The sequence below is a fragment of the Actinosynnema sp. ALI-1.44 genome, from assembly GCF_001984155.1.
Lineage (GTDB): Bacteria > Actinomycetota > Actinomycetes > Mycobacteriales > Pseudonocardiaceae > Kibdelosporangium.
Map to the genome: position 1 here is coordinate 83158 of NZ_MTQO01000041.1, position 23988 is coordinate 107145.

Genomic DNA, 23988 nt, shown 5'->3' on the forward strand with positions numbered 1-23988 from the left:
CTCTGGTTACGAAAGATTACCTGGTTGACAAGTGTAACCCATCGCGTACTAGGTTGTAGAAGGTTACTAGGTACGGTTTTGTTACCGATGGGGGTCAGATGGAGACGACAGGGTTGGCCGCGCCGCGGACCGAGCGGGCGACGACGCGAAGGTGGCTGGCCGTGGCGGTCGTCGGCGTCGGGGTCTTCGCGATGATCACCGCCGAGCAGTTGCCGGTCGGGTTGCTGTCCAGGATCGGTGCCGATCTGTCCATTTCAGACGGCACGGTCGGGCTGCTGGTGACCGCGCCGGGGGTGGTGGCCGCGATCTGCTCGTTGCTGGTGCCGCTGTCCGCGCGGCGGATGGACCGCAGGCTGTTGCTGGCCGGGTTGCTGCTGCTGATGGTCGTCGCGCAGGTCATGACAGTCCTTGCGGACAACCTGCCGGTGCTGATCGCCGCACGGGTGCTTGTCGGGGTGACCATCGGCGGTTTCTGGGCCACCGCGGGCAGCCTGGCCGTGCGACTCGTACCCGCGCACCACGTGCCCCGCGCCACCTCGATCATCTTCGGTGGCGTCGCGGCAGGCAACGTGCTGGGCGTACCGGCGGGCACGCGGCTCGGAGAGCTCGTCGGGTGGCGTGCCGCGTTCCTCACCTTGGGCGGGCTCGGTTTGCTGCTTTTCGTCGGCATGCTCGTGTTGTTGCCCCGGCTCGCCGCTGCCGCGCCGATCGACCTGACCGCGCTGCGCACGCAGTGGCGTAACCCGGCGGTACGGGCGGCCATGCTCGCCACGCTGCTGATCGTCGCAGGGCACTACGCCGCGTTCACGTACCTGAGTCCGTTGCTGCGTGACGTTTCCGGGGTCGGTGCCGGAATGGTCAGCTCGGTGCTCCTGGTGTACGGCGTGGCCGGGTTGGTCAGCAACTTCATCGCCGGTTCGGCCGCGGGTTCCGCGCTGCGCCGTACCGTCGCCGTCGTCGTGTTCGCGCTCGCGGCCACGGTGTTGCTGTTCCCGTTGCTCGGGGTCACCACAGTCGGCGGGTTCGCGCTGGTCCTGGTGTGGGGCTTGGCTTTCGGAGGAGTCGGCGTGGCGCTGCAGACCTGGATCATCAGGGTGGCGACCACCGGCGCGGAGGCCGCGACCGTGCTCAACGTGACGGTGTTCAACTTCGCCATCGCGCTCGGCGCGTTCGCGGGCGGGTTCATTGTGGACAACCTCGGGCTGTCCACAATGATGTGGGTCAGTGGCGCGTTGATCGCTGTCAGCCTGCTGACAGTGCTCAGCGCAAGGACAACCACGCCGCTCGCGGACTCAGCCGCGTGACTGGACTGTCAGATCGCCGAAGACCACGGCACGCGGCAATGGCATCTTCATGAACTCGTGCGGGAAACCGAGTTCGACGACACTGGCCTTCGCCAACGCCGCCACATGGCTGTCGTCGAACCGGACGCCGAGCGCGCCGACGTTGTCCTCGACCTGCTTGGTCGTGCGTGCGCCGATGATCGGCGACGTCACGGCCGGGTTGAGCAGCGTCCACGCCAGTGCGACCTGAGCCGGGGTCGCGCCGATCTGCGTCGCGACTTCCTCAGCAAGATCTCTGGGCATCGCGACGCAAGCCGATTAGGTCACATCCAACACAGGGCGCTCCGGCCTGGTCGGGGCGCCCAATCTTTTGGGTGCTGACTTCCGAACCTACTGCGATGATCAGTGAATGTCCGTTGACGAGTTGCACGCCCAGATACAGGACGTCATCCTGCGACTCGCGAACGTCCGCACCATCATCAACAGCGCCGGACAACACGTAGACGAAGCCCGAAGTATCGGGCAGGCAGCCTTTCAGGGCTCTGCCCAGGTGGAAGGTGTACGGCACGCAGGCGGTCACTCCGAAGCGCTCAGCGCGCTGGAGACCGCCTGTGAACTTCTCAACCGAGCCACGCGGAATCTGCAGAGTTACGTTGCAAATCGCCTGGGGCCGAGTAACGTACCTGGCGCGCCTGTGCCGCGTTCAACCCCTACGCCTACGGAACCCGGCAGCAGTTCTCCGGCGGATGTTCCTGGGGAGAGAGTGGAACAGATTCGTGCCGAATTGCCTCCACCGGTCTCCCCTGGCACCGGGCAGAAGACACACGGTCGACTCGTAGCGAACGGCAAAGAAATCCCCATCGCGAGTGGACGAGACGCGATGTCAGAGGGCGCGACGAAGGAACTGCGCGCGATGGGCATGCCTCGCCCGCCTGCGCGAGCGTCGGATGTCGAAATGAAGGTTGCTTACTGGCAGCGGATGAGCGACACCACGCACGCCACCGTGGTGATCAACAATGTCCCCTGCAAGGGCCAGTACAGTTGTGACGAACTGGTCCCGGTCCTGTTGCCCGAAGGCAGCACCTTGACGGTCCACGGCCAAACGGCAAGCGGCGTGAAGTTCAGAAAGCGATATACAGGAGGCAAAGAACCGTGGTGGAGTTGAAGCTTCTGTGGGACCACCAACACGGCGACAAGCCCGTCATCGCTAGCACTCTGGCCGACCTGACCCGGGTCCTGGACGAAGTCACAGCACAAGCTGCCGCGGAAGGGGCGCGCCTGATCGTCCAAGCGATTCCGGACCTTGGCCCTTCGGCGCCCTTGCTTGACATCGGGCTTGCTGGCGAGCGTGGCGCGATGTACTACGCGGGGGACGAGTGCCCGGACGGCTGCTTCAGCTCGGGCGGGGCACCTTCGAACACAGGCACGGTTCTGTACTACTTCATGACGGCCGACACGGAGTATCCGCCGGGTTCGGAGTTGCCCATGGCAGCCATCAGGCAAGCCGCGGGAGAGTTCATGGCTACTGGCGCGCGACCAAGTTCGATCGACTGGCAGCCCGTGCCGGAGTTGGAGCCGGTGGACGGAACGCCATGGTGGGAGCAGTGACAACAAACGTGTTCGCCCTGGTCACGGCCCCTATGTGAGAGAGCGTCAATCCCAGGTTGTTCGGGGTGTCGATGAAGTTGCCGCCCCGGTCGACGCAGGCGTCGAATATCCGGCGGTCCTAGTCGGAGCCCCAGCCCCAGTCGGTCCCGAATGTCATCGTGCCGAGGGACAGCGGTGAGACACGCAGACCCGAGCGGGCCGGTCGTGTCACGGATGGCGTAAAGAAGACCTGGGTGGGCGTTATGTCCGGAACTTCTGGACCCTAGAGTTGCGTTGGCCATTATGTCCGCCCTGCCGTCAAGTTAAGGAGAAGACCTCCGGATGGTGTTCAAGAAGATGTTGCAGAAGCTCGGCGTCGGCGGCCCGTCCGTCGACACCGTGCTGGCCGACCCGAGGGTCACGCCCGGCGGGACGCTCACCGGTGAGGTGCGCATCCAGGGCGGCGACGGCGACGCCGAGATCGAGCACATCGCGTTGTCACTGGTCACCCGGGTCGAGCGGGGTGACCGCGGACAGGGCATGGTGGAGTTCCACCGTGTCGTGGTCTCCGGCCCGACGAAGCTCGCGGCCAAGCAGGACCGCACCATCCCGTTCAGCATCCCCGTACCGTGGGAGGCCCCGATCACCGAGGTCGGTGGGCAGCGGCTGCCGCGGATGGAGCTGGGGCTGCGCACCGAGCTGTCCATCGCCAAGGCGGTCGACAAGGGCGACCTCGACCCGGTTTACGTCCTCCCGCTCGAGTCGCAGGACGCCGTGCTCGAGGCGTTCGGCCAGCTCGGTTTCCAGTTCAAGTCCGCCGACCTGGAAGCGGGCCGGATCTACGGTATCCGCCAGGAACTCCCGTTCTTCCAAGAGATCGAGTTCTACCCGCCGCAGCAGTTCGCCGGCCGGATCAACGAGGTCGAGCTGACGATCGTCGCCTCGCACGAAGGCATCGTGGTCGTTCTCGAGGCCGACAAGCGCGGCGGCTTCGGCGGCGGCCAGGACGTGATCGGCCGCTTCGAGGCGTCACACCGGGAAGCGCTCGAACTGGACTGGGCCCGCATGTTCCACGAGTGGCTCGACCGCGTCGCCAGTCGTCGGGGCGGCATGTTCGGCGGTGGCCACGGCGGCCACTACGACGATGACTACGGGCATCGAGGCCGTCGTGGCGGTGGCATGGGCGGCATGGTCGCCGGTGCCGCTGCCGGTGTCGTCGGCGGCATGATGATCGGCGAGATGCTCGACGGCTTCGGCGGCGAGGACGAAGGCGGCGGCGAAGAAGGCTGACAACGCGACTCACCCGGGTGCCGAACAGCACCCGGGTGTCTTCCTGCTAAGACACCTTCTGCGCGTACCGGAACCCTGTATCACCGCCCAGCGGCCGTATGTGCTCGATCGGCCAGCCCAGCACAACTGTCGTTCCCGACACCGTCGACGTCACGTCGCACTCGTCTGCCAACGCCGCCATCAGCTGCAACCCCCGGCCCCGCGTGCTCGGGCCCGCGCGGGGCGTTCGCCACTGCCCGTTGTCCGACACGACCGTCCACGCGCAGTGCCCGGACTTGTCGCACCCCGCGAACAGGGTCACAGGCCCGCTTCTGCCCAGGTAGGCGTGCTCCACCGCGTTCGTGGCCGCCTCGTCCAACGCCAGCACGATGTCCTGTGTCAGGTTCGTGCCCAGGTTCAGGGCGTGCGCCCAGTCACCGATGTCCCGCCGTGCCATTCCCAGGTTCGTGGGATCTGCGGAAAACCGCAGGTAGACGTGTGGTTGAGTAACATCGGCGTCTGCGATCACCTTGGCGGCCACCCTCGGCAGGGTCGAACCCCATTCGGCGAGTGGGACCGCGGCCTTCTTTCGCATCGTCGCCAACACCTTCGACTCGCTGACAAGTCCGATACCGGCTTACCCGGTGCGGCCGAGAACTATTCCTCCGTTCGGTCCACTGCGGACGTGTCACCGCTCTCGTCACGGAGTGTGATCGTACGGAGTCCGCTCGCTCGACCAGGGGGGCATCGTTTGGGGCGGCTTTCGTACGGGAAAATGGATCAAGGCGGACAACGGTGTCCGCCACCACTAGGGGAGTCGTCTTGAACACAAGTCACCTGGGGGACGCGCCGCGACCCGTTGTCAGCCTCGCACCCGGCCTGCGCCTGCGCACCGAGGTCGGCGTCGCACTGCATGAGCTGTCCCAGTCGGCCGACGCGCGAATCGTCCACGACAACCTCCGGGGCGCGCTGGCGTACACGGCCGCGATCGGTGAGACGGCCATGATCGCCACGGCTGCCGAGTGCGTGCGACTCGCTGTCAGCCGCCTGGACGCCGGGCTTGTCAGTCCCGCGTGTGCCGCGCTGACCGAGGCACTGCGAATGCTGAGCCCGGCGCAGCGCCAGGACGCGGTCCCGGTGCTGGCGCCAGTGCTGTAGCCCGGGGGCTCACGGCGCGATGCCGACCCCGGGGTGGAGCCGTTTCCAGAGCTTGGCCTGCACGCTGGACAGTGCGGGCCAGTGCAGGCGGCCACCGAGGCCGCTGTCGGCTTCCGGTGCGTTTTCACCCACGTCGCCAGGGCCGAGATGGCGGCCGCGTACCCGGAGTCACTCACCGCGGAGTGCTCGCTCTCTCGGGTGAAAATCTGCTCCAGGTGTCGCGCGTTGCCCGCGTTCGTCACCGAGGCGCGAGAGGCCGCCCGCAGGCCGCTGCTGGTCATCGAGTCCTTGCGCAGCCCCCACAGCGGGTATTGCGGTTCGCTCGGCCGAGGGTGGTTGCCGCAGTAATACTGGTAGACCACGCGGAGGTCGACCCGCGCATCGAGTTCGCGTCTGTCCTAAGCAGACATCCGCTGGTGTCAGGCGGTGGTGAGTGCCACCTCGGTCGACTTGATCAACGCGACGACCTTGGCGCCCGCGCTCAGCGCGAGGTCGTCGACGGCCTCCTTGGTGATCGCCGCGGTCAGTTCGCCACCGTCGACAGTGACCTTGACGGTGGCCATCGCCCCACCGGTGGCGATCGCCACGACCTCGCCGCGCAGCTGGTTGCGGATGCTGATGCCCTTGACCGGCTCGGTGGCCAGCGCGACCTCCGTCGACTTCACCAGGACGCTCACCGGGGTGCCGTCGGCGATGCCGAGGTCGTCGACGGCCTCGCGGGTGATCGCCGCGGTGATCTCCTGTCCACCGGTCAGCCGGGTCTTGACCGTGGCCATGGCCTCGCCGGGCTGGACGGCGCTCACGGTGCCCGTGAGCTGGTTGCGGATGCTCAACGCCATGATCGCGGACTGTAGTGGGACGGGGACGGCACCGCGAGCCGAGTCCGTTTCGCCCTGATCCACGGGTTCGTCGCATGACGAATGTGGTGGCGAGTTACAGTCAACGGTGTGAACGTCGAGGTGACCCCCTTGCCGGGCCTGGGCACGCGTCAGGACTTCCTCTCCCGCGGCGGTCGGCGGATCGGTGTGATCACCTACCGCGACGGCCGGATGGAGATGATCGTCTCCAAGCAGGACGACACGGACTCGTGTGTGGCGTCGATCCCGCTGACCGTCGAGGAGAGCGCCACGCTCGCGACCCTGCTCGGCGCGCCCCAGCTCGTGACGATGCTGGAGGAGCAGAACAAAGACGTCTCCGGGATCACGACGCGGCAGCTGCCGCTCGCACCGGGCTCGCCGTACGACGGCAGGACCCTCGGCGACACGGCGCTGCGCACCAGGACAGCTGTGTCAGTCGTCGCCGTCGTGCGTGGCGGTACCGCGCATCCATCACCCCGGCCGGACTTCCGGCTCAGCGGCGGCGACATGCTCGTCACGGTCGGCACGGCCGACGGACTGGGCAAAGCCGTCGAGGTGCTCGAGACCGGCTGACAGCCGGCCTGATCCACAAGGGGACAAGTGCACGACACCGCCATCTCCCTGATCGAACTGGGAGCGGTTTTCTTCGGCCTGGGCCTGCTCGGACGACTGGCGTGGCGGATCGGTATCTCACCGATCCCGCTGTACCTGTTGGGAGGGCTCGCTTTCGGGTCCGGTGGCCTGATCCCGTTGCACGGGATCGACGAGTTCGCCTCGCTGGCAGGCGAAATCGGCGTGATCCTGCTGCTGTTGCTGCTGGGCCTGGAGTACTCGGCCAACGAACTCGTCACCGGCATGCGCCGGGCGTGGCTGGCCGGCCTGCTGGACCTGGTGCTCAACGCGTTGCCCGGCGCGGCCGTGGCGCTGCTGCTGGGCTGGGGCCCGGTCGGCGCGATCGCGATGGCGGGCGTGACCTACATATCGTCGTCCGGGATCATCGCCAAGGTCCTCGGCGACCTCGGCAGGCTGGGCAACCGCGAAACACCCGTGGTGCTGTCGATCCTGGTGTTCGAAGACCTGGCGATGGCCGTGTACCTGCCGATCCTGACCGCCTTGCTCGCGGGTGCGACCCTGATGGGCGGGTTGACCGCGGTCGGGGTGTCGCTGATCGTGATCACGATCGTGCTGGTGATCGCCCTGAAGTTCGGCCGGTACGTCTCGATGCTGGTGGACAGCCCGGAGCCGGAGGTGTTCCTGCTGCGGGTGTTGGGCGCGGCGCTGCTGGTTGCCGGGATCGCCTCGCAGTTGCAGGTGTCCGCGGCGGTCGGCGCGTTCCTGTTGGGCATCGCGATCTCCGGGTCGACGGCGGAGAACGCGACCAAGCTGCTGGAGCCGTTGCGGGACCTGTTCGCCGCGATGTTCTTCGTGGTGTTCGGGCTCAACACCAACCCGACGACGATCCCGCCGGTGCTCGGCTGGGCGGTGGCGCTGGCTTTCGTGACCACGCTGACGAAGGTGGCCACGGGCTGGTTCGCGGCGCGACAGCAGGGCATCGGCCGGATGGGCCGGGCACGAGCGGGCGCCGCGCTGGTGGCCAGGGGCGAGTTCTCCATCGTCATCGCGGGTCTCGCGGTGGCGGCCGGGGCGGTGGAGGACGAACTGGCAGCACTCGCGACGGCGTACGTCCTGCTGATGGCAGTGCTCGGCCCGGTCGCGGCGCGCGTGGTCGAGCCGGTCGCGCGTAGCCTGCAACGAAAACTACAGCCGCGCACGGCTTAGGCATGCCGCGACGCCGGTAGGGCCGCCTTCACGGCGCAGGGGTCACCGGGATGATCCGGGCGTCGACGAGTGATCCGCCGGAGATGGTCAGAACGCCGATGGTGCCGTGCGGCTGGCGTCGCCGGTCGGTGGGCGAACCGGGGTTGAAGATCCGCACCCCGTCGCCGGTCCGGTCCATCGGGATGTGCGAGTGCCCGAACACGACCAGATCGGCATCGGGGAACCGGCGCCGCATCCGCGCGGTTCGCCCGGTGGCCTGCCCGCTGTCGTGGATCATCGCGACCCGCAGGCCGTCGAGTTCGACCTCGAGGGTCTCCGGCGCACCCCAGGCGGCGACATCGGGACCGTCGTTGTTGCCCAGCACAACGTGGACCGGCGCGAATTCGGCGAGCTCGTCGAGAACGTCCGGCGTGCACACGTCGCCTGCGTGCAGGATCACGTCGGCGTCGCGGAGGTGCTCGGCGACGCGTGGCGGGCAGGACTTCCAACGCCGAGGCGAGTGGGTATCGGCGAGCACGACGACCATCACAGACCGAACCTAACGCGCTGGAGACCTCAGCGCGGCATGAAGGAGCGGAAGTCCTCCATCGCGCCTTCCACCACGTCGCAGACCGGACACGCCGAGGTTGTGGTCGGTGTCGTCGGCGGACGCTCGACCGCGCGCACCGACGGGTCCACCGACGGCGGGACAGCGGAGGACGTCCGAGTGGGACTCTGCTTCGGCTTCTGCGGTGGCACCACTGGACGCGGTGGCGGCTGCACGGTCGCCGTCATCGTCACGGTCGACGGCGGGACGGTGATCGCGGGCACGGTGATCGTCGGCAGCGCGGGCGACAGCGGCTCGGCGACGACCTGCGTCACCCGCTTCGGTGCGTCGGCGACCAGCGAGATGACCACGACTCCCGCCGCACACGCACCGAGCAGCGCCAACGGAACCCGCATCGGCCGGGGCTGCTTCGGGGCTCTGACGCGATCTCGCCCGGTCTTCTTCGCGTGCCGCAGTGCGGCGTCCGCTTCGACGATCAGGGCTTGGACGTCGGTCCCGGGGTCGCCGACAGCCACGCCGAACGACGCGGTGATCGTGTCGATCCGGACCGTTCCGCCGTGCGTGGGGGCCTGCACCACGAGCGAGCGGATGTCCTGGCGGACGCGTTCGGTCACCGCCAGCGCTTCCTCGAGCACGGTCCCGGGCAACAGGATCAGGAACTCGTCGCCACCGTGCCCGCCGTAGCGGCCGACGAGGTCGCCCTTCCGCGTTCGCTGTTTGAGAGTGTCCGCGACCGCCTTGAGGACCGCGTCACCGGCGACGTGCCCGTAGCGGTCGTTTACACGCTTGAAGTTGTCGAGGTCGACGACCACCAGCGCTGTCGACGGCGAGGCTGCCAGGACGTGCGGCGCTTGTTCGTCCCAGCCCCACCTGTCCAGCAACAGGGTCAGCCGGTCGGTAGCCCACCGGCCATGGGGCCGGCCGCACGAGTCGCAGCTGGGCGAAGTGGTCATTCGGGGCAGCCTCCTTCGGCCGGTGAGACTATCGGTTGCCCGGTCATCACGCAGCGTCTCGGTGGGGTGAACCCGTGGCCTGTCGGGTGATCTTCGTTCATCCGCTCGTGCTGCTCCGTCACAACTGTGCACGACGTGACAAAACCGGAGTCCGGACCTGTCACGGCTCGCCACGTGTCCCCGAATGCGTCAGAAGCCCAACTGCTGGCGCAGCACGGTCAAGGTGTGGGACGACTCGACGGTCCGCTCCTGGTCGGCGGCCGCGACAGCCTGGGCGAACGCGTCCCCGACCACCATGCCGGTCAACGACTCCCCGGACATCCCGGTCGGGCTGTGCGGCGCGTACAGCGACACCGTCACCTCGCCCGTCAGTTCGTCGGCCAGTTGGTCCGTCACCAGAACGGTCTTGGCGCCGACGGTCCGCGCCCGGTCGAGCAGGACCGCCATGTCCACGAGCATTCGGCCGGGCGCGAACAGGACCACCGCGTCGCCGTGTTCCACGTCCATCAGGTCGTCGGCGAGCTTGAACCCGGCGGACTGGATCGACCGGGCGCGCAGTCCGACGCGCCGCAGCTTCAACGCCAGGTGTTCGGCCGACACCGACGACGCGCCGATGCCGTACGTCAGGACCTGCTTGGCCTCAAGGAGAATCCGCACAGCCGTGCCGTACGCGTCGGGGGAGTGGTTGCGGCGCAACAACTCGATCCGGTCGAGCGCTTCGCCGACCACCCTGTGCCAGACCTGTTCCAGGTCGCCACCGGTGGACTCGACACGCTGCCGCGCGCGTTCCTCCGGGGCGATCTCGGTGGTGAACGGCGCCGCGACCTTGCCCTTGAGCTCGGCGAGACCGGTGTACCCGAGCGCCTGCAGCGTGCGGATCACGGTGGCGTTGCTGGTCTTGCTCTCCGCGCCGATGTCCTGTGCGGACATGTAGAGCAGCCGTTCCGGCGTGATCGCCGAGAGCGACCGGCAGACACCCCGCGCCGCGGGGGAGAACTCGTCCCACCGGTCGCGGATCCGGGACCGCAGATCGACCAGCGCCGGATTTCGTGTCGCATTCGTTACGTCGGGCTGCACGTTCGTACTCTACATTACGGCATGTAAGAGACGTTACGAAATTGGTGGTTTGGTAACAGAATGTCCATCAAGACGATCGAGATCTCCGGCGAACCCCACGACCGCGGCAGGCAGCACGGCCAGGCCGCGGCCGGGGAGATCGCGGCGGCGATCGAGTACTACGCACGGGCGTTCCAGCAACAGACCCGGCTGTCCTGGCCGGAGATCCTCGACCGCGCCCGGCCGTGGCAGGAGCTGATCGGCAAGGACTACCCCGAGATGCTGGCCGAGATGACCGGTATCGCCGAGGGCGCCGGGGTCGGTCTCACCGAGGTCGTCACACTCAACTGCCGCGGCGAGATCCTGTACGACACCGGCTTCGGCACGCAGGTCGACGGCTGCACGTCGTTCTCCCTCGCCGCACCCGCTTCCGGCGACGGGCACGTCTACGCCGGGCAGAACTGGGACTGGCGCCACCAGGTACGCGACACCGTGATCGTCGTGCGGGTCGTGCAGCCGCCGAAGCCGACCGTGATCATGCAGGTCGAAGCCGGTCAGATCGGCAGGCACGGCGCCAACTCGGCCGGGATCGCGTTGAACGCCAACGGTCTCGGCGGCCGGTTCGACAACACCGTCGGCGTCCCGCAGACCGTCATCCGCAGGCGGGTGCTCGACTCGGCCAACCTCACCGACGCGATCACCATCCTGACCAAGACCCGCGCCCATATCGCCAGCAACGCACTGCTGACGCACCGCTCAGGCTTCTCCATCGACCTGGAGACCACACCGGGCGCGGTGTTCTGGGAGTACCCGTCCGACGGCTTGCTCGTGCACGGAAACCACTACCAGGCAGGCGTTCCCGTGCAGCTCGCGGCGACATACCGGCCGATGTCGCCGGACTCGCTGCTGCGCGTCCCGCAGGCGCGCAAGGGCCTCAGGGCAGCCGCCGACGCCGGGAAACCGGTGGACGTGCGCACGGCGGTCCACACCGCGATGTCCGACCACCTCGGCCACCCCGAGTCGGTCTGCACGCACCCCGACGACCGGCAGGTGCCGGTCCGCCAATGGTCCACATTGGTCTCCAGCCTGGTCGACCTGACCACCGGCGACTACCACCTCACCCACGGCACACCGTGCGAGAACTCGTACACGCGCGTGCCCTTCAACCTCTACGACTAGGAACAACATGTCCAGTGCGCCGCGATGGCTCGCCATGGCCACCCTTGTCACGCTGGTCGCCGGGTGCTCCGGCACGAAGACGGATCCCGACCAGGTCAGGCAGAACGTCCGGCTGGTCGACGCGACCCCGGCCGCGGCCGGTCCGCTCGCCGAGGCGAACTGGCTGATCGCCAAGGAGCCGTCCACCGTGGACCTCGACCTCGACGCCGCGAACTCGCAGAGCGACCTGGTCATGGCCAACGTCTGCGAGCGGCTGCTGCAACTGCGGCCCGATCTGACCTCGAAACCCCACCTGGCCAGCGCGTACAAGTGGGCGACGCCGGACACGCTCGTGTTCACGCTGCGCACGGACGTGACGTTCCACAGCGGCAAGCCGATGACCGCGGACGACGTGGTCTGGAGCATGCGGCGGCACGCCGCGGACGGCGCGGCCGAGTCCGACGAGTACGTCAACGTCACGTCGATCGGCAGGACCGGCCCGGCCGAGGTGACCGTCAAACTCAAGCAGCCGGACGCGCTGTTCCTGCAGGCCATGGCCGGAGACGCCGGAGTCGTGCTCGAACGGGCCGCGGTCGAGGCACAGGGCGACAAGTACGGCACGCCACGCGGCAAGGACGCCTGCTCGGGCCCGTTCACGCTCGACACCTGGGCGTCCGGCGACCGGGTCGTGCTGAGCAAGGCACCGGACTACTGGGACAAGGCAAAGGCCGCGAAGACCGGGCGGATCACCTTCCGCTGGGCCGAGGACGACGCCATCGTCAACTCCCTGGTCACCGGCTCGGCCGACGGCGCCTACCTGGAGAACCTGGCGGCGGCGACCCGGCTGGCGTCCGGCGGCACCACGACCATCAGCCAGGGCCCGGACACCCGCGTGTGGAACCTGATGGCGACCGAACGCGGCGCCCTCGCGGACGCCCGGCTGCGCAAGGCACTGGCGCTGGCGATCAACCGGGACGGGATCAACCGCGCCGCGATGGCCGGGCTCGGCCAGCCCGCGAAGGAACCCGTCGGGCCGGGAGCGTGGGGCTACGAGAAAGCTGTGTTCCAAAGCGCGTACGACTCGCTGCCCGGCTCGCCCGTGCCACCGGACGTCGAAGCGGCCAAGAAACTCGTTGGCGAGGTCGGCCCGACCGAGCCGATCGTGGTCGCCAGCGACGGCACCCCGATCAGGGACGTGATCGCCAACGCGCTGGTGGACGCGGCGGGCAAGATCGGGCTTCAGGCGAGCATCACCCAGATCCCGCCGCAGCAGTACGGCGAGTACCTGATCAAACCCGACCTGCGCAAGCAGGCGGACCTGTTCGCCGACGACTACTACATCTCCAAGAACGACCCGGTGGGCTTCTACAAGAACGGCTCGTCGAAGTCGTCGGTGAACTGGGTCTTCAAGGACCCGGAGTACGACGAACTCGTGCCCAAGGCCCGTGCCGCGATCGACGACGCCGAGCGGGCCGGGATCGCCACCGACATGGCGCGCCGGTGGGCCGACGGGATGCCGTGGATCTCGTTGGTACAGAGCCCGAGCACGGTCGCTCTGTCCACAAAGGTCACCGGAGTGCCCGCCTCCGGCTGCTACCGGTACTACCCGTGGGCCGCCGACCTGGGAGCCAAGGGGTCGTGATGATGACTGTCGTCGCACGGCGGCTGGGGGCGATGGTGCTGACCCTCGTCCTCAGCTCGGTCGTGATCTTCGCGGCGATGTACGCCGCGCCAGGCGATCCGGTCACGTTCCTGATCGGCAACCCGGAGAACGTCACCCCGGAGAAGGTGGCGGCGGTGCGCGCCCAGTACCACCTCGACGAGCCGGTGTGGGTGCAGTACGGGCTCTGGGCGGGCAACGTCGTGCAGGGCGACTTCGGCACGTCGTTCGTCTACCGGCAGCCGGTCACGGATCTGATGGGACCGCGCCTGGGCGTCACGTTGACGCTCGTGGCCATGGCCGCGGTGCTGTTCGTGCTGCTCGGTGTGTCGCTGGGTGTCGTCTCGGCGCTCAAGCGAGGCACCGTGGTCGACTCGGTCATCACGGGCGTGACCACGTTTCTCAACTCGGTGCCCAGCTTCGTCATCGCGCTGGTGCTGGTGTCGTTCTTCGCCGTGGAGCTCGGTTGGTTCGACGTCGCCGGTGCGGGAACGGGGTTCGGCGACCGGATCTACCACCTGACGCTGCCCGCGGTCGCGCTCGCTCTCGGCGCGCTCGCGGTGATCAGCCGGGTGACCAGGCAGACCATGCTCGAACAGCGGACGCTGGACCACGTCGAGGCGGCGCGGAGTTTCGGCCTGGCACCGCACAAGGTCGTGCTGCGGCACGTGTTGCGCAACTCGCTCGGGCCGATCGTGACGATGTGCGGGATGGTGCTGGCCAGCATGCTCGCCGGGACGATCGTGATCGAGAAGGTGTTCGGGCTCAACGGTGTCGGCAGCCTGCTCGTCGAGGCGATCAACACGCACGACTTCCCCGTCGTGCAGGCGATCCTGCTGTACATGGTGGCCGCGTACATGGTGGTGACCACGATCGTCGACCTGGCGTATCCGCTGATCGACGCCCGGACCAGGGAAAGGAGCAGGACGTGACAGTGCTGTTGCGTCCCGCGGGCACGCGGCCCGCCTGGCTGTACCGGATCTGCGCGGGCATTCTCGTGATCACGGTCGCGGCGGCCGTGTTCGCGCCGATCGTCGCGCCCTACGAGCCGTCCGCGGCGGATTTCGCGGCGTTGTGGCAGCCGCCGTCGCTCGAACACTGGCTCGGCACGGATCACCTGGGCCGCGACATCCTCTCCAGGGTGATCCACGGCGCTCAGCCGAGCCTGCTCGGCGCGATCGCGTTGCTGGCGTTCGCGACCGTGCTCGGTGTCCTCATCGGAGTGGTGGCCGCGTGGAAACGCGGCTGGGTGGACACCGTGCTGGCCCGGATCACCGACGTGATGTTCGCGTTCCCCGGTCTGCTGTTCGTGGTGCTGGTCATCGCGGTGTTCGGCCGTGGCCCGGCGACCGCGGTCATCGGGATGGGGCTGGCGTTCGCGCCCGTGATCGCCAAGTTCACCCGCGCTGTCGCGCTGGAGGAACTGGCCAGGCCGTACGTCGACGCCTACCGCCTGCAGGGAGTCGGCGGCGTCGAGCTTTGCCTGCGTTACGTGGTGCCGAACCTGCTGCCGACCCTGGCCGGGTACCTGGTCGTGCTGTTCGGCGACGGCCTGATGAGCTTGGCGGCGTTGAACTTCCTCGGGTTCGGCGCGCAGCCGCCCAGTTCGGAATGGGGCCTGATGGTGGAGGAGAGCCGGGCGGGCGTGATCCAGGGCTACCTCGCCCCGGCGATCATCCCCGGCCTGGCCATCGCGATCGTGGTGGTGGCGACCAACGTGGTCGGTGTCCGCCTCTCCGACAAGCTGGCGGTGCGCCCATGACGGCACTTGTGGTGGAGAACCTGTCGTTGTCGGTCCCGTCCCGGCAGATCCTGCGTGACGTCTCCCTGCGCGTCCAGGTCGGTGAGGTCGTCGGGGTGGTCGGCGAATCCGGCTCCGGCAAGTCCACGACCGCGCGGGCCGTGCTCGGCCTGCAACCCGACGACGCCACGGTGTCCGGTGAGATCTCGGTGTGCGGGCACGACGTCGTCCACGCCTGCCCGGCTGTGCTGCAGGAGGTCCGCGCCCGGCAGGCGGCGATGATCTTCCAGGAGCCGCGCCGGGTGCTCAACCCGGTCAGGCGGATCGGCGACTCGGCCTGCGAACGCCTGGTCCGCGTGCACGGGGCGAGCAAGTCGGCCGCCACGGCCGAAGTGAGCGCTCTGCTGGCCGAAGTGGGCCTGAGCGACCAGGTTCTGCGGCGTTACCCGCACGAGTTGTCCGGTGGGATGCTGCAGCGAGTCGTGATCGCCGCCGCGTTGAGCACCGGTCCGCGCTTGCTGTTGGCGGATGAGGCGACCAGCGCCTTGGACGTGACCACGCAAGCGGAGGTGTTGGCCGTGCTGCGAGGGCTGCAACGCGAGCGGGAGATGAGCGTTCTGTTCATCACGCACGACCTGCACCTCGCTGGCGCGTACTGCGATCGCGTGTACGTGATGAAGGACGGAGCCGTGGTGGATCACCAGGAGGCGAGCACAATCTTCGTCAACCCGGACAACCCGTACACGCGGCAGTTGGCCGAAGCCGTGCCACAGCTGCCCACGCGGGAGGTGCGGCATGCCTGACGTGCTGGCGGCCGAGGGGCTGACGAAAAGCTACAAAGGACGGTGCGTCGCCGACAGCGTGAGCTTCACGGTGGCACGCGGCGGATCGGTCGGTGTGGTAGGTGAGTCGGGGTCCGGCAAGACGACCGTCGCCCGCATGATCTCCGGGCTGATCGAGCCGGACGCCGGGACTGTGTCGGTGAACGGCCGAGCGCGTGGGCACGACCGTGGCCGTGCGGCCAGGCTTCGCCGTGCCCGGGAGATCCAGATGGTCTTCCAGGACCCGTACGGGTCCCTGGATCGGCGGCTCACCGTCGGCAACGCCCTGCGTGACGTCCTCAAGCGCCACCGCTGCGGCAAGACCGTGGCGGAACTGATGGACAGCGTCGGGCTCGCGGCCGAACTGGAGTCGTCACGGCCGCACCAGCTCAGCGGCGGCCAACGGCAACGCGTGGCGATCGCCAAGGCGCTCGCGGTGGACCCGGCGGTGCTGGTGCTCGACGAGGCCGTGTCCGCGCTGGACGTCTCGGTCCAGGCCAGGATCCTGGCCCTGCTCAACGAGATCCGCCGCGACACGGGAGTGGGCTTGGTGTTCGTGACGCACGACTTGGCGGTGGCCGCCGAGGTCACCGACACCCTGCTGGTGATGTACCAGGGCAAGGTCGTCGAACACGGCGACACAGCCACAGTGCTGCGTTCACCCGAGCACCCGTACACCGAGATGCTGCTGTCGTCGGCGCCTGGCCCCGGATGGCGGCCGGAACAAGTCGCCGAACTGCGAGCCGCGTTCGCCGATTCCCAGGAGGCTGCCGATGCGTGACCGGGCCAGCGAGTTCTACCGGCGCGGCCGGACGACGATCTTCGCGTCCCCAGTGGACCAACGGCTGCACTACTGCCTCTACGTCCCCGAGGCGATCGTCGACAGGGCGCCGCTGGTGGTCATGCAGCACGGCACCAACCGCTCGGCGGTGAAGTCCCGTGACAACATGATCGAGTTCGCCGACGAGCACGGCGCGGTGATCCTCGCGCCGATCTTCCCCGCCGGGCTCGTGGACCCCGACGACATCCACAACTACAAGTTCATCGACTACCGCGGCATCCGGTTCGACCGGATGCTGCTGTCCATAGTGGATGAGGTGGCGCGGCGGTTCCCCGTCGCGCCGGAGCGGTTCCACCTGCACGGCTTCTCCGGCGGCGGCCAGTTCACCCACCGGTTCCTCTACCTGCACCCCGACCGGCTCGCGTCCGCGTCGATCGGCGCGCCCGGCCGGATCACGCAGCTCGACGACACCCTGCCGTGGTGGCTGGGCACCCGGGACTTCGAGCAGCGGTTCGGCGCGCCGATCGACTTCGGCGCACTGCGCCGCGTGCCCATCCAGCTGGTGGTCGGTTCGGCGGACACCGAGACCTGGGAGATCGACAACCCGGGTGACTCCAATTGGATGGACGGTGTCGAGCAGACCGGTGCCACCCGGGTCGAGCGGCTGCGCACCTTGGAACGCGGCTACCGGTCGCACGGCCTCGACGTGACGTTCGACCTGGTGGACGGCGTCGGCCACAGAGGGTCGCAGGTGTTAGGCGCGGTTCGGCGGTTCTTCGGCGAGCACATCGGCAAGCGCGGGCAGTGAGATGTTGCGGCCGGAGACGATCGCGACCGCCCGTCCGGCGACGTCGACCTTCCCGGCCAGCAGCGCCGCGACCGGCACGGCGGCCGATCCTTCCGCGAGCACGCCGTGGTTGGCCGCGAGGTGGCGGATGGCGTGCCGCAGCTCCGGTTCGGTGACCGTGACCAGCGAATGGACGTGCTCGGCGATCAGGCCGACGGTCACCGAACCGGGTTCGAGGTTGCCGGTAATCCCGTCGGCGAGGGTTTCGCCGACGGTTACCTTCACATCGTGCCCGGCTTTGACGGTTTCCGACATCGCCAGGGACGCCGCCGACTCGACTCCGACGATCCGCACGTCCGCCCGTTGTGACGCCCACAGACCCAGCCCCGAGGCGAGCCCGCCGCCGCCGACCGCGCACACCACGGTCATGGGACCGTCGACCTGGCTGTCGAGTTCGTAGCCGATGGTGGCCTGGCCCGCGATCACGTCCGGGTCGTTGTAGGGGGAGACGTACACGCCGTCGGTGAGGCTCAACGCGTGCTGCTCGGCCTCGTCATAGGAGGTGCCGACCTGGACCAGCGTGACGTTCTCGAACGCCTTGAGCTTGGCGACCTTCGCGGGGGAGGCGTTGCCGGGAACCACGACGGTGGCGCGGATACCCAGCAGCGCGGACGCCGTCGCCACCCCGAGCCCGTGGTTGCCCGCCGAAGCGGTGACGACTTCGGTCCCCGCGGGGAGGCCGGTCATCGCCGCGATCGCGCCCCTGACCTTGAAGGAACCGCTGGGCTGCGCGGTCTCCAGTTTCAACAGGACGGTCCCGGTGCTGTCCACAGGGGACGGACGAAGCACGGCGGACACCCGTTGCCACGCCGTGGCCAGGTCGTCGACGCGGGGAACACGCACAGATCGGATCATCGGACGGGTCATGCGTCCCAGGTTAGCGGTGCGGTTTAAATCCGTTGAGCCGCAGGGGGACAAGGCTCTAGCCTCGGTTCCGCACGGCGATGGGGAGCTTACTGCTACCAGGGGCCGACGCGCTGGAAGGCGCGGCGGAAGGGATAGTGCTCCCCGGTCACCCGTGCACCCGCGAGGCCATGAAGGAACTTACTGCTACTACCGCCGCTCGCCCACCATTTAGTTGCTTCGCCTTCCTCGCCTTGACTTCGGGCCCGCGACCCAGGGGAGGGGTCGCGGGCTCTTGCGCGTCCCGGTACGGACATGCTTGTCTCGTGCCGACTGGGAGGTGCGCCATGAAGGTCCGACTGGTTCTGGCGGTCGCTTGCGCGTTGCTCGGTACCGCGCCCGCGGTGAGCGCCACGACTCCGACCGAGGTCAAGATCCTGCAGGTGAACATCTGCAACAGCGGCCTCGCCGGGTGCTACACCGGCAAAGCGGTTGCCCACACGGTTTCGGTGATCACATCGGTCAAACCGAAGGTGCTGTCGGTGAACGAGTCCTGCGTCAGCGACATCGAACCACTGCACAAGGCGATGGGCCCGTCCGCGGTCGCGTTCGTCGCGGCCCAGCGCCCGGACGGCACGCCAGTGCTGTGCAGGAACGGCGAACAGTACGGGAACATCGTGATGGTGACGGGCGAACTCGCCGGGTCCGTGACCGCGACAGGTCTCTACAACACCCAGGACACCAGCGCGGAACGCCGTTCCTGGGCCTGTCTGCCCGCCGGGAAGATCGGCGCCTGCACAACGCACCTGTCCGCCCGCAGCGGCTCGACAGCGCTCGCGCAGTGCAAGGAACTCATGGCCAGAGTCGTCGGGTACCCGCGGCCCGCCGTGGTCGCCGGTGACATGAACCTGCGCTACCACGGCTGGCCGGACGTACAGGACTGCAACCCGCCCGGTTTCTACCGCAAGGGCGACGGGGGCCTGCAACACATCTTCGCCAGTACGAATCTCGCGTTCAAGCGCGGCACCAGGATCGACATGGACGGCACCACCGACCATCCCGGATGGATGGTCACGGTGAATATGAGTTGACCCCATTCTTGGCGCCCTGCATCATTTGACCACACACCGAGCAAGGAGAGCGGTCATGGTGAACGGGCGACAGCGGGGAAACGCCGCTGAGCAGTCGCCGCTCTCGTTGCGGGGGTGCGGTTCGATCAGTTGTGCGGGCTCCTCGCCGTGACATGGGTTTCTTTTGTCGCGTAACGGGAGCCGCCCGCCGGAAGCCACCGGTCAGGGCGGTTTTCGCTGTTCGGATCGAGAACACAAGCGGTCGTGGCGTACCAGGCTAACGCGTCAGGCTTCCACCCTGAAGAAGCGGGTTCGATTCCCGCCGGCCGTTCTCAGTGCATTGTTTCAGCGCATTTCTTTGCCCGTTGGTCCAGTTGGCATGGACGCCGGACTCTGACTCCGGAGACCGAGGTTCGAACCCTTGACGGGCAGCCAGGCCCCTGTGGCGGAATGGCAGACGCACGCGATTCAAAATCGCGGGTCCGCGAGGGCGTGCAGGTTCGAGTCCTGCCAGGGGTACTGTCCGGTTTGGAGGGCTGGCCGAGTCAGGCAAGGCACCGGTTTGCTACACCGAGGTCCGGGTGACACCCGGCGCGCGTTCGAATCGCGCGCCCTCCGCATGCAGCAGCATCCACCAGGGGAGACCATCGTGATCGACGCGAGGACGGTCGTGCGCAGGACCATGCGCGTGCCGCTGGGTGACGGCAAGCCGGGTGACGGCGCCGGTGTCGCCCGGCAGATGGACGCCGCCCTGGTCGGTATGGGTTTCAAGGCCAGCCGCGAACTGCTCGAGCACATCGCCGGGTTCGAGCCCCGCTCCGCGATGGACATCGCCTACCCGGTCGTCAGGGCCGCGCGTGAACTGGTCGGCGACAACGTTCCGCACAACGCGTACTTCATCCGGTTCCCCAAGGACGTCCCGGACACCGTGGAGTTCTGGGTGAAGTGCATGCGGGACGCCCTGATGCCCGTCCCGGCCGACGGCTGGGTCAACCTGCTCGAACTGCCGACGTACGGCACGTACCAGCACACCTACGAGGAACTGCTGGCCGCGCACGACGAACTGATCCCGTCGGTCAAGGACCGGGTCACCGTCGTGCACCTCGGTGGCACCCTTGCGGAGGAGAGCGCTCTGCTCTTCCAGGGCCTCGCGGCCAGCGTGACGCCGCTCGGCGAGGCCGACCTGGCGCTGCTGGAGGAACTCGCTGGTCTGACCGACGAACTGCCGCAGGTCATGCCGGTCAGGGAGAACCGCGCGGTCGTCAATTCCGTGCGGCTGGCGGCTGGTCAGCCGTTGGTGCTCGTGGACACCGTCACCGATGTGCTGCGGGTCGCGTGCCACGCCAGCGGTGGGGACGTCACGTTGCAAGAGCGCACCAAGTTCCGCGGCTTCAAGCGGCGTGAACGGCGCGTGCTGATGGCCGCGCTGGACGACGTGATCGCCGCAGACACCGGCAAGCTCGGGGACATCGCCCGATTCGCCGAGCCGTGGAAGCGGTTGGGGGAACGGCTGCACCCGCACGAGTACCCGCAGTTCCCCCATGCGGCGGACGTCTTCGCGGTCGCCCGTGGTGAGCGCAAGGTCCGTTCGCTGGCCGCACGGGCGGAACACGCCTACCTCACCGAGGGAGCAGTCGCGGCCGCGGCCGTGCTCGCCAACGCCCCCGGCATGCTGGTTCGGTCGATGGACCGGTTGTTGCGCGAGACGGACCCGGCGCAGGCCAAGCAGGTTCTCGACGTGGTGGAGAAGTCCATCGGAGCGGTGTCGGGCCGCGTGCTGTGCTCGGTGCGCCAGCACCTCGCCAACCGTGCGACGCCGGACTCCGCGCGCGTGTTCGCCACGCGCGGGCGCCGCGCCTGGGTGGCTGATGACACTCGGAAGCCGTTGTCAGTCAACACGATCAACAGCGCGGTCGCCATGGTGGACGCGGAGTTGCTGAGCCGCGTTCCCTCCTATGAGCGGATCGTGGTGCATCCGGACGTGTTCGACGTGGCGGTGCCGTTGTCCGGCAAGGCCACGGAGGACGGTTTCGCCGTGCTGCCACGCGGCACCCGGACGCCGGTCGACGGCGACGTGCTCAGGTTCTTCACCTACTGGCGCCAGCGTTCCGAGCGCACCGACTACGACCTGTCTGTCCTGTTGCTGAACAAGGACTTCCAGTACGTGGGGCACGTGTCGTGGACCAACTACGACACCGACGGCGCGGTGTACTCCGGCGACATCACCGAAGCCAAGGACGGCGCCACGGAGTTCATCGACATCGAGTTGGACGCGGTGTCGGCCAAGTACATCGTGCCGCAGGTGCACATCTACTCGGGGGAGTCGTTCGAGCAGGTCGCCGAGTCGATGTTCGGCTGGATGACACGGGAGCGCGGCCAGGAAGGCGCGCCGTTCGAGCCACGCACGGTCCGGACGCGTTCGGACATGCGCGGCTACGGCCGGGTCGCGTTGCCGATCGTGTTCGGTCGTGACGACGACGGCGAGTGGACGGGCACCTGGACACACCTGTACCAAACCGGCCAGTTGAACTTCAACCGTGTCGAGGGCGCCGTGAGCAACAGCGGACGGCTGGCGCGCGCGGTGTACGAGCGGCGTTACCTCACGATGTCGTACCTGATCAACTTGCTCACGGCCAAGGCGGGCTCGGTAACCGTGTGGGAGCCAGGCATGCGATGGGACGAGCCGGTCGTCTTCATCGGGATGGACCGTCCGGAAGACCTGCCCGAATGCTCGACGGTGTTCACCCGCGACCGGCTCAACCGGCTGGTTCCGGCGTAGTAGACTGGCGATGCGAGGCCATGGCGGAGCTTCCTTCTGTGCCTGTAACGCCTTCAGCTCCACCGCTTTCCTCGCGATGACGGATACGAGGGCCTGCTCCGGCAGGCCCTCGTTCTCATGTCACGTCTCGCCGAACGGTGATCAGCCTGGCCGCGACAGCGGCGGTGACGGCGTAGCCCACCATCAGCACCGCGCCCGCCCACATCGGCACCAAGTCGCCCGCGGGGGCGATCGAGCCGAGCGCGTCGCGGTTCCAGCCGCTCGCCGCCTTGCCGACACCGGTCGGCGTCCACCTGCCGACCGCCGGAACCATCATGACCAGCGCCCATTCCGCGTAGAACACCCACACGAACGCGACTGTGATCGCGGCGACCATGTTGCGGATCAACGCACCGACACCGGCGCCGAACAGGCACCACAACCCCGTGCTCAGCACCGAACCCAGCACCACCGCGGGCACGTTCGCAGTCCACACCGGATAGTCGTAGGCGGACAGCAGGATCGCCACGAGCGGTCCGGTCACCAGCACGGCCGCGACACCGACGACGAGTCCGATCACGCTGCTGGCAACCAACTTCGCCGTGATCACGCGGCCACGCCGTGGCGTGACGAGAAAGGCCCATGTGATCGTGCGGTGCCGGTACTCGCTGGTGACCAGGAGGATGCCGAGGATCATGACGAACATGTAGCCCTGCTGGGACATGCTGTACGCGGAGTCGACGGCGCGTTCGTTCACCGTCTCCGGCTTGATGAACACGACCACCTGAAGGACTGCCCACACCGCGCACATCACCACGGCGATGACGGCCACCCACCGCATGGACCGGGTGAGCCGCAGCACCTCGGCCTTCACCAAAGTAATCACGACAGTTCCGCCTCCCCGGGTTTTTGCGCTTGGTCACGTTGGTCCGCACAGTCCAGTTCGGTGCGTACTGGTGGCTGGTTTGCGTCACGTTCCCCTGAGGTGCGGTTGGGTGCCACGTGGTCTGCGTTCGGTCTTGGGGTTGACAAAGGGGGTGTCATGACCGCACCAGCTGCAGGTAGGTGTCCTCCAGGTCGCCGAACTCGTCGACCGGGCCGGACGCGAGCAGCTCGCCGTGGTTGATGACGACCACGGCGTCCACGGTCTTGGCCATCTCGGTGAGCACGTGACTCGACACCAGCACCGCCCGGCCGTCCACCGCCAACGCCCGCAGGAACCCGCGCAGCCAGTGGATACCCTCCGGGTCGAGGCCGTTGGCGGGCTCGTCGAGGATGAGCACGGACGGGTCGCCCAGCAGTGCGCTGGCGATCGCCAGCCGTTGCCGCATCCCCAGCGAGAAGCCGCCGATGCGGCGACCGGCCGCGTACCGCAGGTCCACCAGGTCGAGCACCTCGTCCAGCCGCTCGGTCGGGATCCCGGCCGCTGTGCTGAGCACCCGGAGATGCGTACGCGCGGTGTGCGCCGGGTGGAACGCCGTCGACTCCAGCACGGCACCGACGGACTTCATCGGCTCGGGCAGATCCACGTACCTGACGCCGTCGACCGTTGCCGTGCCGGACGTCGGCGTGACCAGACCGAGGATCATCCGCAGCGTGGTCGTCTTCCCGGCGCCGTTCGGGCCGAGGAACCCGGTGACCGCTCCCGGTAGGACGGTGAACGACAGGTCCGTCACCGCCCGCACGTCGCCGAACCGTTTGCTCAGCTTCTCCACTGCTATCACGATGATCAGCCTGCCCGTGGCGGATCTCCCCGGCATCGGCTCCGGGCTGGGTCTTGGGCGGGTGGAGGCGGCTCCACCCCGGGCTGGAGGTGCCGG

At 68.0% G+C, this 23988-nt stretch carries 25 protein-coding genes, 4 tRNA genes and 1 pseudogene; 21 read left to right on the forward strand and 9 right to left on the reverse strand.

All coding sequences use genetic code 11. From position 1 onward, the window contains the following. The first annotated feature begins 98 nt into the window (after window positions 1-98). The gene (locus tag ALI144C_RS15590; protein ID WP_076987820.1) at window positions 99-1304 is read left to right on the forward strand and encodes an MFS transporter; all 1206 of its coding nucleotides are present in this window, start codon (window positions 99-101) and stop codon (window positions 1302-1304) included. On the opposite strand, the gene ALI144C_RS15595 is transcribed toward ALI144C_RS15590, so the two are convergent. Continuing rightward, complete coding sequence (locus tag ALI144C_RS15595; RefSeq protein WP_076987821.1) at window positions 1293-1586, reverse strand: aldo/keto reductase; 294 nt, start codon at window positions 1584-1586, stop codon at window positions 1293-1295. The two genes, ALI144C_RS15590 and ALI144C_RS15595, sit on opposite strands and share 12 nt — an antisense overlap. A 106-nt stretch (window positions 1587-1692) precedes the next feature. Here ALI144C_RS15595 and ALI144C_RS15600 point away from each other — a divergent pair, with 106 nt between their 5' ends. From ALI144C_RS15600 to ALI144C_RS15610, 3 genes are all read left to right on the forward strand, one after another. After that, window positions 1693-2448 carry a DddA-like double-stranded DNA deaminase toxin gene (locus ALI144C_RS15600; RefSeq protein ID WP_076987822.1) on the forward strand — a complete coding sequence of 252 codons (756 nt, stop codon included), beginning with the start codon at window positions 1693-1695 and terminating at the stop codon, window positions 2446-2448. After that, entirely contained in the window at window positions 2436-2891 is a 456-nt protein-coding gene (locus ALI144C_RS15605; protein ID WP_076987823.1) for an Imm1 family immunity protein, read from the forward strand. Before ALI144C_RS15600 ends, ALI144C_RS15605 begins: the two co-directional genes overlap by 13 nt. Window positions 2892-3212: 321 nt before the next feature. After that, a complete protein-coding gene (locus ALI144C_RS15610) occupies window positions 3213-4160 on the forward strand; it encodes a sporulation protein (protein ID WP_076987824.1) in 948 nt (315 codons plus the stop codon). A gap of 46 nt (window positions 4161-4206) precedes the next feature. On the opposite strand, the gene ALI144C_RS15615 is transcribed toward ALI144C_RS15610, so the two are convergent. Beyond that, window positions 4207-4734: an ATP-binding protein gene (locus ALI144C_RS15615; RefSeq protein WP_143230669.1), complete on the reverse strand. Its 528-nt coding sequence runs from the start codon at window positions 4732-4734 to the stop codon at window positions 4207-4209. 227 nt (window positions 4735-4961) lie between these two features. Between ALI144C_RS15615 and ALI144C_RS15620 the strand changes: the two genes are divergently transcribed. Next, on the forward strand, window positions 4962-5297 hold the full coding sequence (locus tag ALI144C_RS15620; protein ID WP_076987826.1) for a hypothetical protein: 336 nt from the start codon (window positions 4962-4964) through the stop codon (window positions 5295-5297). A gap of 81 nt (window positions 5298-5378) precedes the next feature. After that, entirely contained in the window at window positions 5379-5645 is a 267-nt protein-coding gene (locus ALI144C_RS15625) for a hypothetical protein (protein WP_076987827.1), read from the forward strand. Window positions 5646-5716: 71 nt separating this feature from the next. On the opposite strand, the gene ALI144C_RS15630 is transcribed toward ALI144C_RS15625, so the two are convergent. Then, a complete protein-coding gene (locus tag ALI144C_RS15630; protein ID WP_076987981.1) occupies window positions 5717-6136 on the reverse strand; it encodes a TOBE domain-containing protein in 420 nt (139 codons plus the stop codon). A 108-nt stretch (window positions 6137-6244) separates the two neighbouring features. Between ALI144C_RS15630 and ALI144C_RS15635 the strand changes: the two genes are divergently transcribed. Both ALI144C_RS15635 and ALI144C_RS15640 read left to right on the forward strand, forming a co-directional pair. Further along, the gene (locus ALI144C_RS15635; protein ID WP_076987828.1) at window positions 6245-6727 is read left to right on the forward strand and encodes a cation:proton antiporter regulatory subunit; all 483 of its coding nucleotides are present in this window, start codon (window positions 6245-6247) and stop codon (window positions 6725-6727) included. Window positions 6728-6754: 27 nt separating this feature from the next. Continuing rightward, window positions 6755-7933 carry a cation:proton antiporter gene (locus tag ALI144C_RS15640; RefSeq protein ID WP_076987829.1) on the forward strand — a complete coding sequence of 393 codons (1179 nt, stop codon included), beginning with the start codon at window positions 6755-6757 and terminating at the stop codon, window positions 7931-7933. A 28-nt stretch (window positions 7934-7961) separates the two neighbouring features. Here ALI144C_RS15640 and ALI144C_RS15645 read toward each other — a convergent pair whose 3' ends face one another. From ALI144C_RS15645 to ALI144C_RS15655, 3 genes are all read right to left on the reverse strand, one after another. Continuing rightward, window positions 7962-8459, reverse strand: coding sequence for a metallophosphoesterase family protein (locus tag ALI144C_RS15645; RefSeq protein ID WP_237774168.1), 498 nt, complete (start codon window positions 8457-8459; stop codon window positions 7962-7964). 29 nt (window positions 8460-8488) lie between these two features. Next, window positions 8489-9433 (reverse strand): GGDEF domain-containing protein, encoded by a 945-nt coding sequence (locus ALI144C_RS15650; RefSeq protein WP_076987831.1) that lies wholly within the window; start codon window positions 9431-9433, stop codon window positions 8489-8491. A 189-nt stretch (window positions 9434-9622) separates the two neighbouring features. Then, window positions 9623-10510 (reverse strand): MurR/RpiR family transcriptional regulator, encoded by an 888-nt coding sequence (locus tag ALI144C_RS15655; protein WP_076987832.1) that lies wholly within the window; start codon window positions 10508-10510, stop codon window positions 9623-9625. A 60-nt stretch (window positions 10511-10570) separates the two neighbouring features. On the opposite strand from ALI144C_RS15655, the gene ALI144C_RS15660 reads away from it, so the two are divergent. Genes ALI144C_RS15660 through ALI144C_RS15690 form a run of 7 tightly spaced genes read left to right on the forward strand, consistent with a single transcriptional unit; the run spans window position 10571 to window position 17458 of the window. Continuing rightward, window positions 10571-11668, forward strand: a complete 1098-nt coding sequence (locus tag ALI144C_RS15660; RefSeq protein WP_076987833.1) for a C45 family autoproteolytic acyltransferase/hydolase — start codon at window positions 10571-10573, stop codon at window positions 11666-11668. A 7-nt stretch (window positions 11669-11675) separates the two neighbouring features. Next, a complete protein-coding gene (locus tag ALI144C_RS15665) occupies window positions 11676-13289 on the forward strand; it encodes an ABC transporter substrate-binding protein (RefSeq protein ID WP_076987834.1) in 1614 nt (537 codons plus the stop codon). Further along, window positions 13289-14239 (forward strand): ABC transporter permease, encoded by a 951-nt coding sequence (locus ALI144C_RS15670; protein WP_076987835.1) that lies wholly within the window; start codon window positions 13289-13291, stop codon window positions 14237-14239. Before ALI144C_RS15665 ends, ALI144C_RS15670 begins: the two co-directional genes overlap by 1 nt. After that, on the forward strand, window positions 14236-15069 hold the full coding sequence (locus ALI144C_RS15675) for an ABC transporter permease (RefSeq protein ID WP_076987836.1): 834 nt from the start codon (window positions 14236-14238) through the stop codon (window positions 15067-15069). The genes ALI144C_RS15670 and ALI144C_RS15675 overlap by 4 nt, the downstream gene beginning before the upstream one ends. After that, complete coding sequence (locus ALI144C_RS15680) at window positions 15066-15851, forward strand: ATP-binding cassette domain-containing protein (protein WP_076987837.1); 786 nt, start codon at window positions 15066-15068, stop codon at window positions 15849-15851. Before ALI144C_RS15675 ends, ALI144C_RS15680 begins: the two co-directional genes overlap by 4 nt. Further along, complete coding sequence (locus ALI144C_RS15685) at window positions 15844-16650, forward strand: ABC transporter ATP-binding protein (RefSeq protein ID WP_076987838.1); 807 nt, start codon at window positions 15844-15846, stop codon at window positions 16648-16650. Before ALI144C_RS15680 ends, ALI144C_RS15685 begins: the two co-directional genes overlap by 8 nt. Beyond that, complete coding sequence (locus ALI144C_RS15690) at window positions 16643-17458, forward strand: PHB depolymerase family esterase (RefSeq protein ID WP_076987839.1); 816 nt, start codon at window positions 16643-16645, stop codon at window positions 17456-17458. Before ALI144C_RS15685 ends, ALI144C_RS15690 begins: the two co-directional genes overlap by 8 nt. Here the strand turns inward: ALI144C_RS15690 and ALI144C_RS15695 are convergent. Beyond that, window positions 17405-18364: a threonine ammonia-lyase gene (locus ALI144C_RS15695; protein ID WP_083753058.1), complete on the reverse strand. Its 960-nt coding sequence runs from the start codon at window positions 18362-18364 to the stop codon at window positions 17405-17407. The genes ALI144C_RS15690 and ALI144C_RS15695 overlap by 54 nt on opposite strands. Window positions 18365-18687: 323 nt before the next feature. Between ALI144C_RS15695 and ALI144C_RS15700 the strand changes: the two genes are divergently transcribed. From ALI144C_RS15700 to ALI144C_RS15725, 6 genes are all read left to right on the forward strand, one after another. Next, complete coding sequence (locus ALI144C_RS15700) at window positions 18688-19431, forward strand: endonuclease/exonuclease/phosphatase family protein (RefSeq protein ID WP_076987840.1); 744 nt, start codon at window positions 18688-18690, stop codon at window positions 19429-19431. 237 nt (window positions 19432-19668) lie between these two features. Next, window positions 19669-19741 (forward strand) — tRNA-Gly (locus ALI144C_RS15705). Between the two features lie 28 nt (window positions 19742-19769). Further along, window positions 19770-19845 (forward strand) — tRNA-Gln (locus ALI144C_RS15710). Between the two features lies 1 nt (window position 19846). Continuing rightward, window positions 19847-19929, forward strand: a tRNA-Leu gene (locus ALI144C_RS15715). Between the two features lie 11 nt (window positions 19930-19940). Next, a tRNA-Ser gene (locus tag ALI144C_RS15720) sits at window positions 19941-20028 on the forward strand. Window positions 20029-20059: 31 nt separating this feature from the next. Next, entirely contained in the window at window positions 20060-22189 is a 2130-nt protein-coding gene (locus tag ALI144C_RS15725; RefSeq protein WP_202818958.1) for a TerD family protein, read from the forward strand. Window positions 22190-22304: 115 nt separating this feature from the next. Here ALI144C_RS15725 and ALI144C_RS15730 read toward each other — a convergent pair whose 3' ends face one another. Next, window positions 22305-23054, reverse strand: a complete 750-nt coding sequence (locus ALI144C_RS15730; protein ID WP_143230670.1) for an ABC transporter permease subunit — start codon at window positions 23052-23054, stop codon at window positions 22305-22307. 199 nt (window positions 23055-23253) lie between these two features. Then, window positions 23254-23928 (reverse strand): annotated as a pseudogene (locus tag ALI144C_RS15735) (ATP-binding cassette domain-containing protein); the annotation flags it as partial. Between the last annotated feature and the right edge of the window lie 60 nt (window positions 23929-23988).

Bases quoted from the DNA above. Each gene is read 5' to 3' on its own strand.
- ALI144C_RS15590 (WP_076987820.1), top strand. From the start codon at position 99: ATGGAGACGACAGGGTTGGCCGCGCCGCGGACCGAGCGGGCGACGACG.
- ALI144C_RS15595 (WP_076987821.1), bottom strand. From the start codon at position 1,586: ATGCCCAGAGATCTTGCTGAGGAAGTCGCGACGCAGATCGGCGCGACC.
- ALI144C_RS15600 (WP_076987822.1), top strand. From the start codon at position 1,693: ATGTCCGTTGACGAGTTGCACGCCCAGATACAGGACGTCATCCTGCGA.
- ALI144C_RS15610 (WP_076987824.1), top strand. From the start codon at position 3,213: ATGGTGTTCAAGAAGATGTTGCAGAAGCTCGGCGTCGGCGGCCCGTCC.
- ALI144C_RS15615 (WP_143230669.1), bottom strand. From the start codon at position 4,734: ATGCGAAAGAAGGCCGCGGTCCCACTCGCCGAATGGGGTTCGACCCTG.
- ALI144C_RS15630 (WP_076987981.1), bottom strand. From the start codon at position 6,136: ATGGCGTTGAGCATCCGCAACCAGCTCACGGGCACCGTGAGCGCCGTC.
- ALI144C_RS15645 (WP_237774168.1), bottom strand. From the start codon at position 8,459: ATGGTCGTCGTGCTCGCCGATACCCACTCGCCTCGGCGTTGGAAGTCC.
- ALI144C_RS15650 (WP_076987831.1), bottom strand. From the start codon at position 9,433: ATGACCACTTCGCCCAGCTGCGACTCGTGCGGCCGGCCCCATGGCCGG.
- ALI144C_RS15660 (WP_076987833.1), top strand. From the start codon at position 10,571: ATGTCCATCAAGACGATCGAGATCTCCGGCGAACCCCACGACCGCGGC.
- ALI144C_RS15665 (WP_076987834.1), top strand. From the start codon at position 11,676: ATGTCCAGTGCGCCGCGATGGCTCGCCATGGCCACCCTTGTCACGCTG.
- ALI144C_RS15670 (WP_076987835.1), top strand. From the start codon at position 13,289: ATGATGACTGTCGTCGCACGGCGGCTGGGGGCGATGGTGCTGACCCTC.
- ALI144C_RS15680 (WP_076987837.1), top strand. From the start codon at position 15,066: ATGACGGCACTTGTGGTGGAGAACCTGTCGTTGTCGGTCCCGTCCCGG.
- ALI144C_RS15685 (WP_076987838.1), top strand. From the start codon at position 15,844: ATGCCTGACGTGCTGGCGGCCGAGGGGCTGACGAAAAGCTACAAAGGA.
- ALI144C_RS15690 (WP_076987839.1), top strand. From the start codon at position 16,643: ATGCGTGACCGGGCCAGCGAGTTCTACCGGCGCGGCCGGACGACGATC.
- ALI144C_RS15695 (WP_083753058.1), bottom strand. From the start codon at position 18,364: ATGACCCGTCCGATGATCCGATCTGTGCGTGTTCCCCGCGTCGACGAC.
- ALI144C_RS15700 (WP_076987840.1), top strand. From the start codon at position 18,688: ATGAAGGTCCGACTGGTTCTGGCGGTCGCTTGCGCGTTGCTCGGTACC.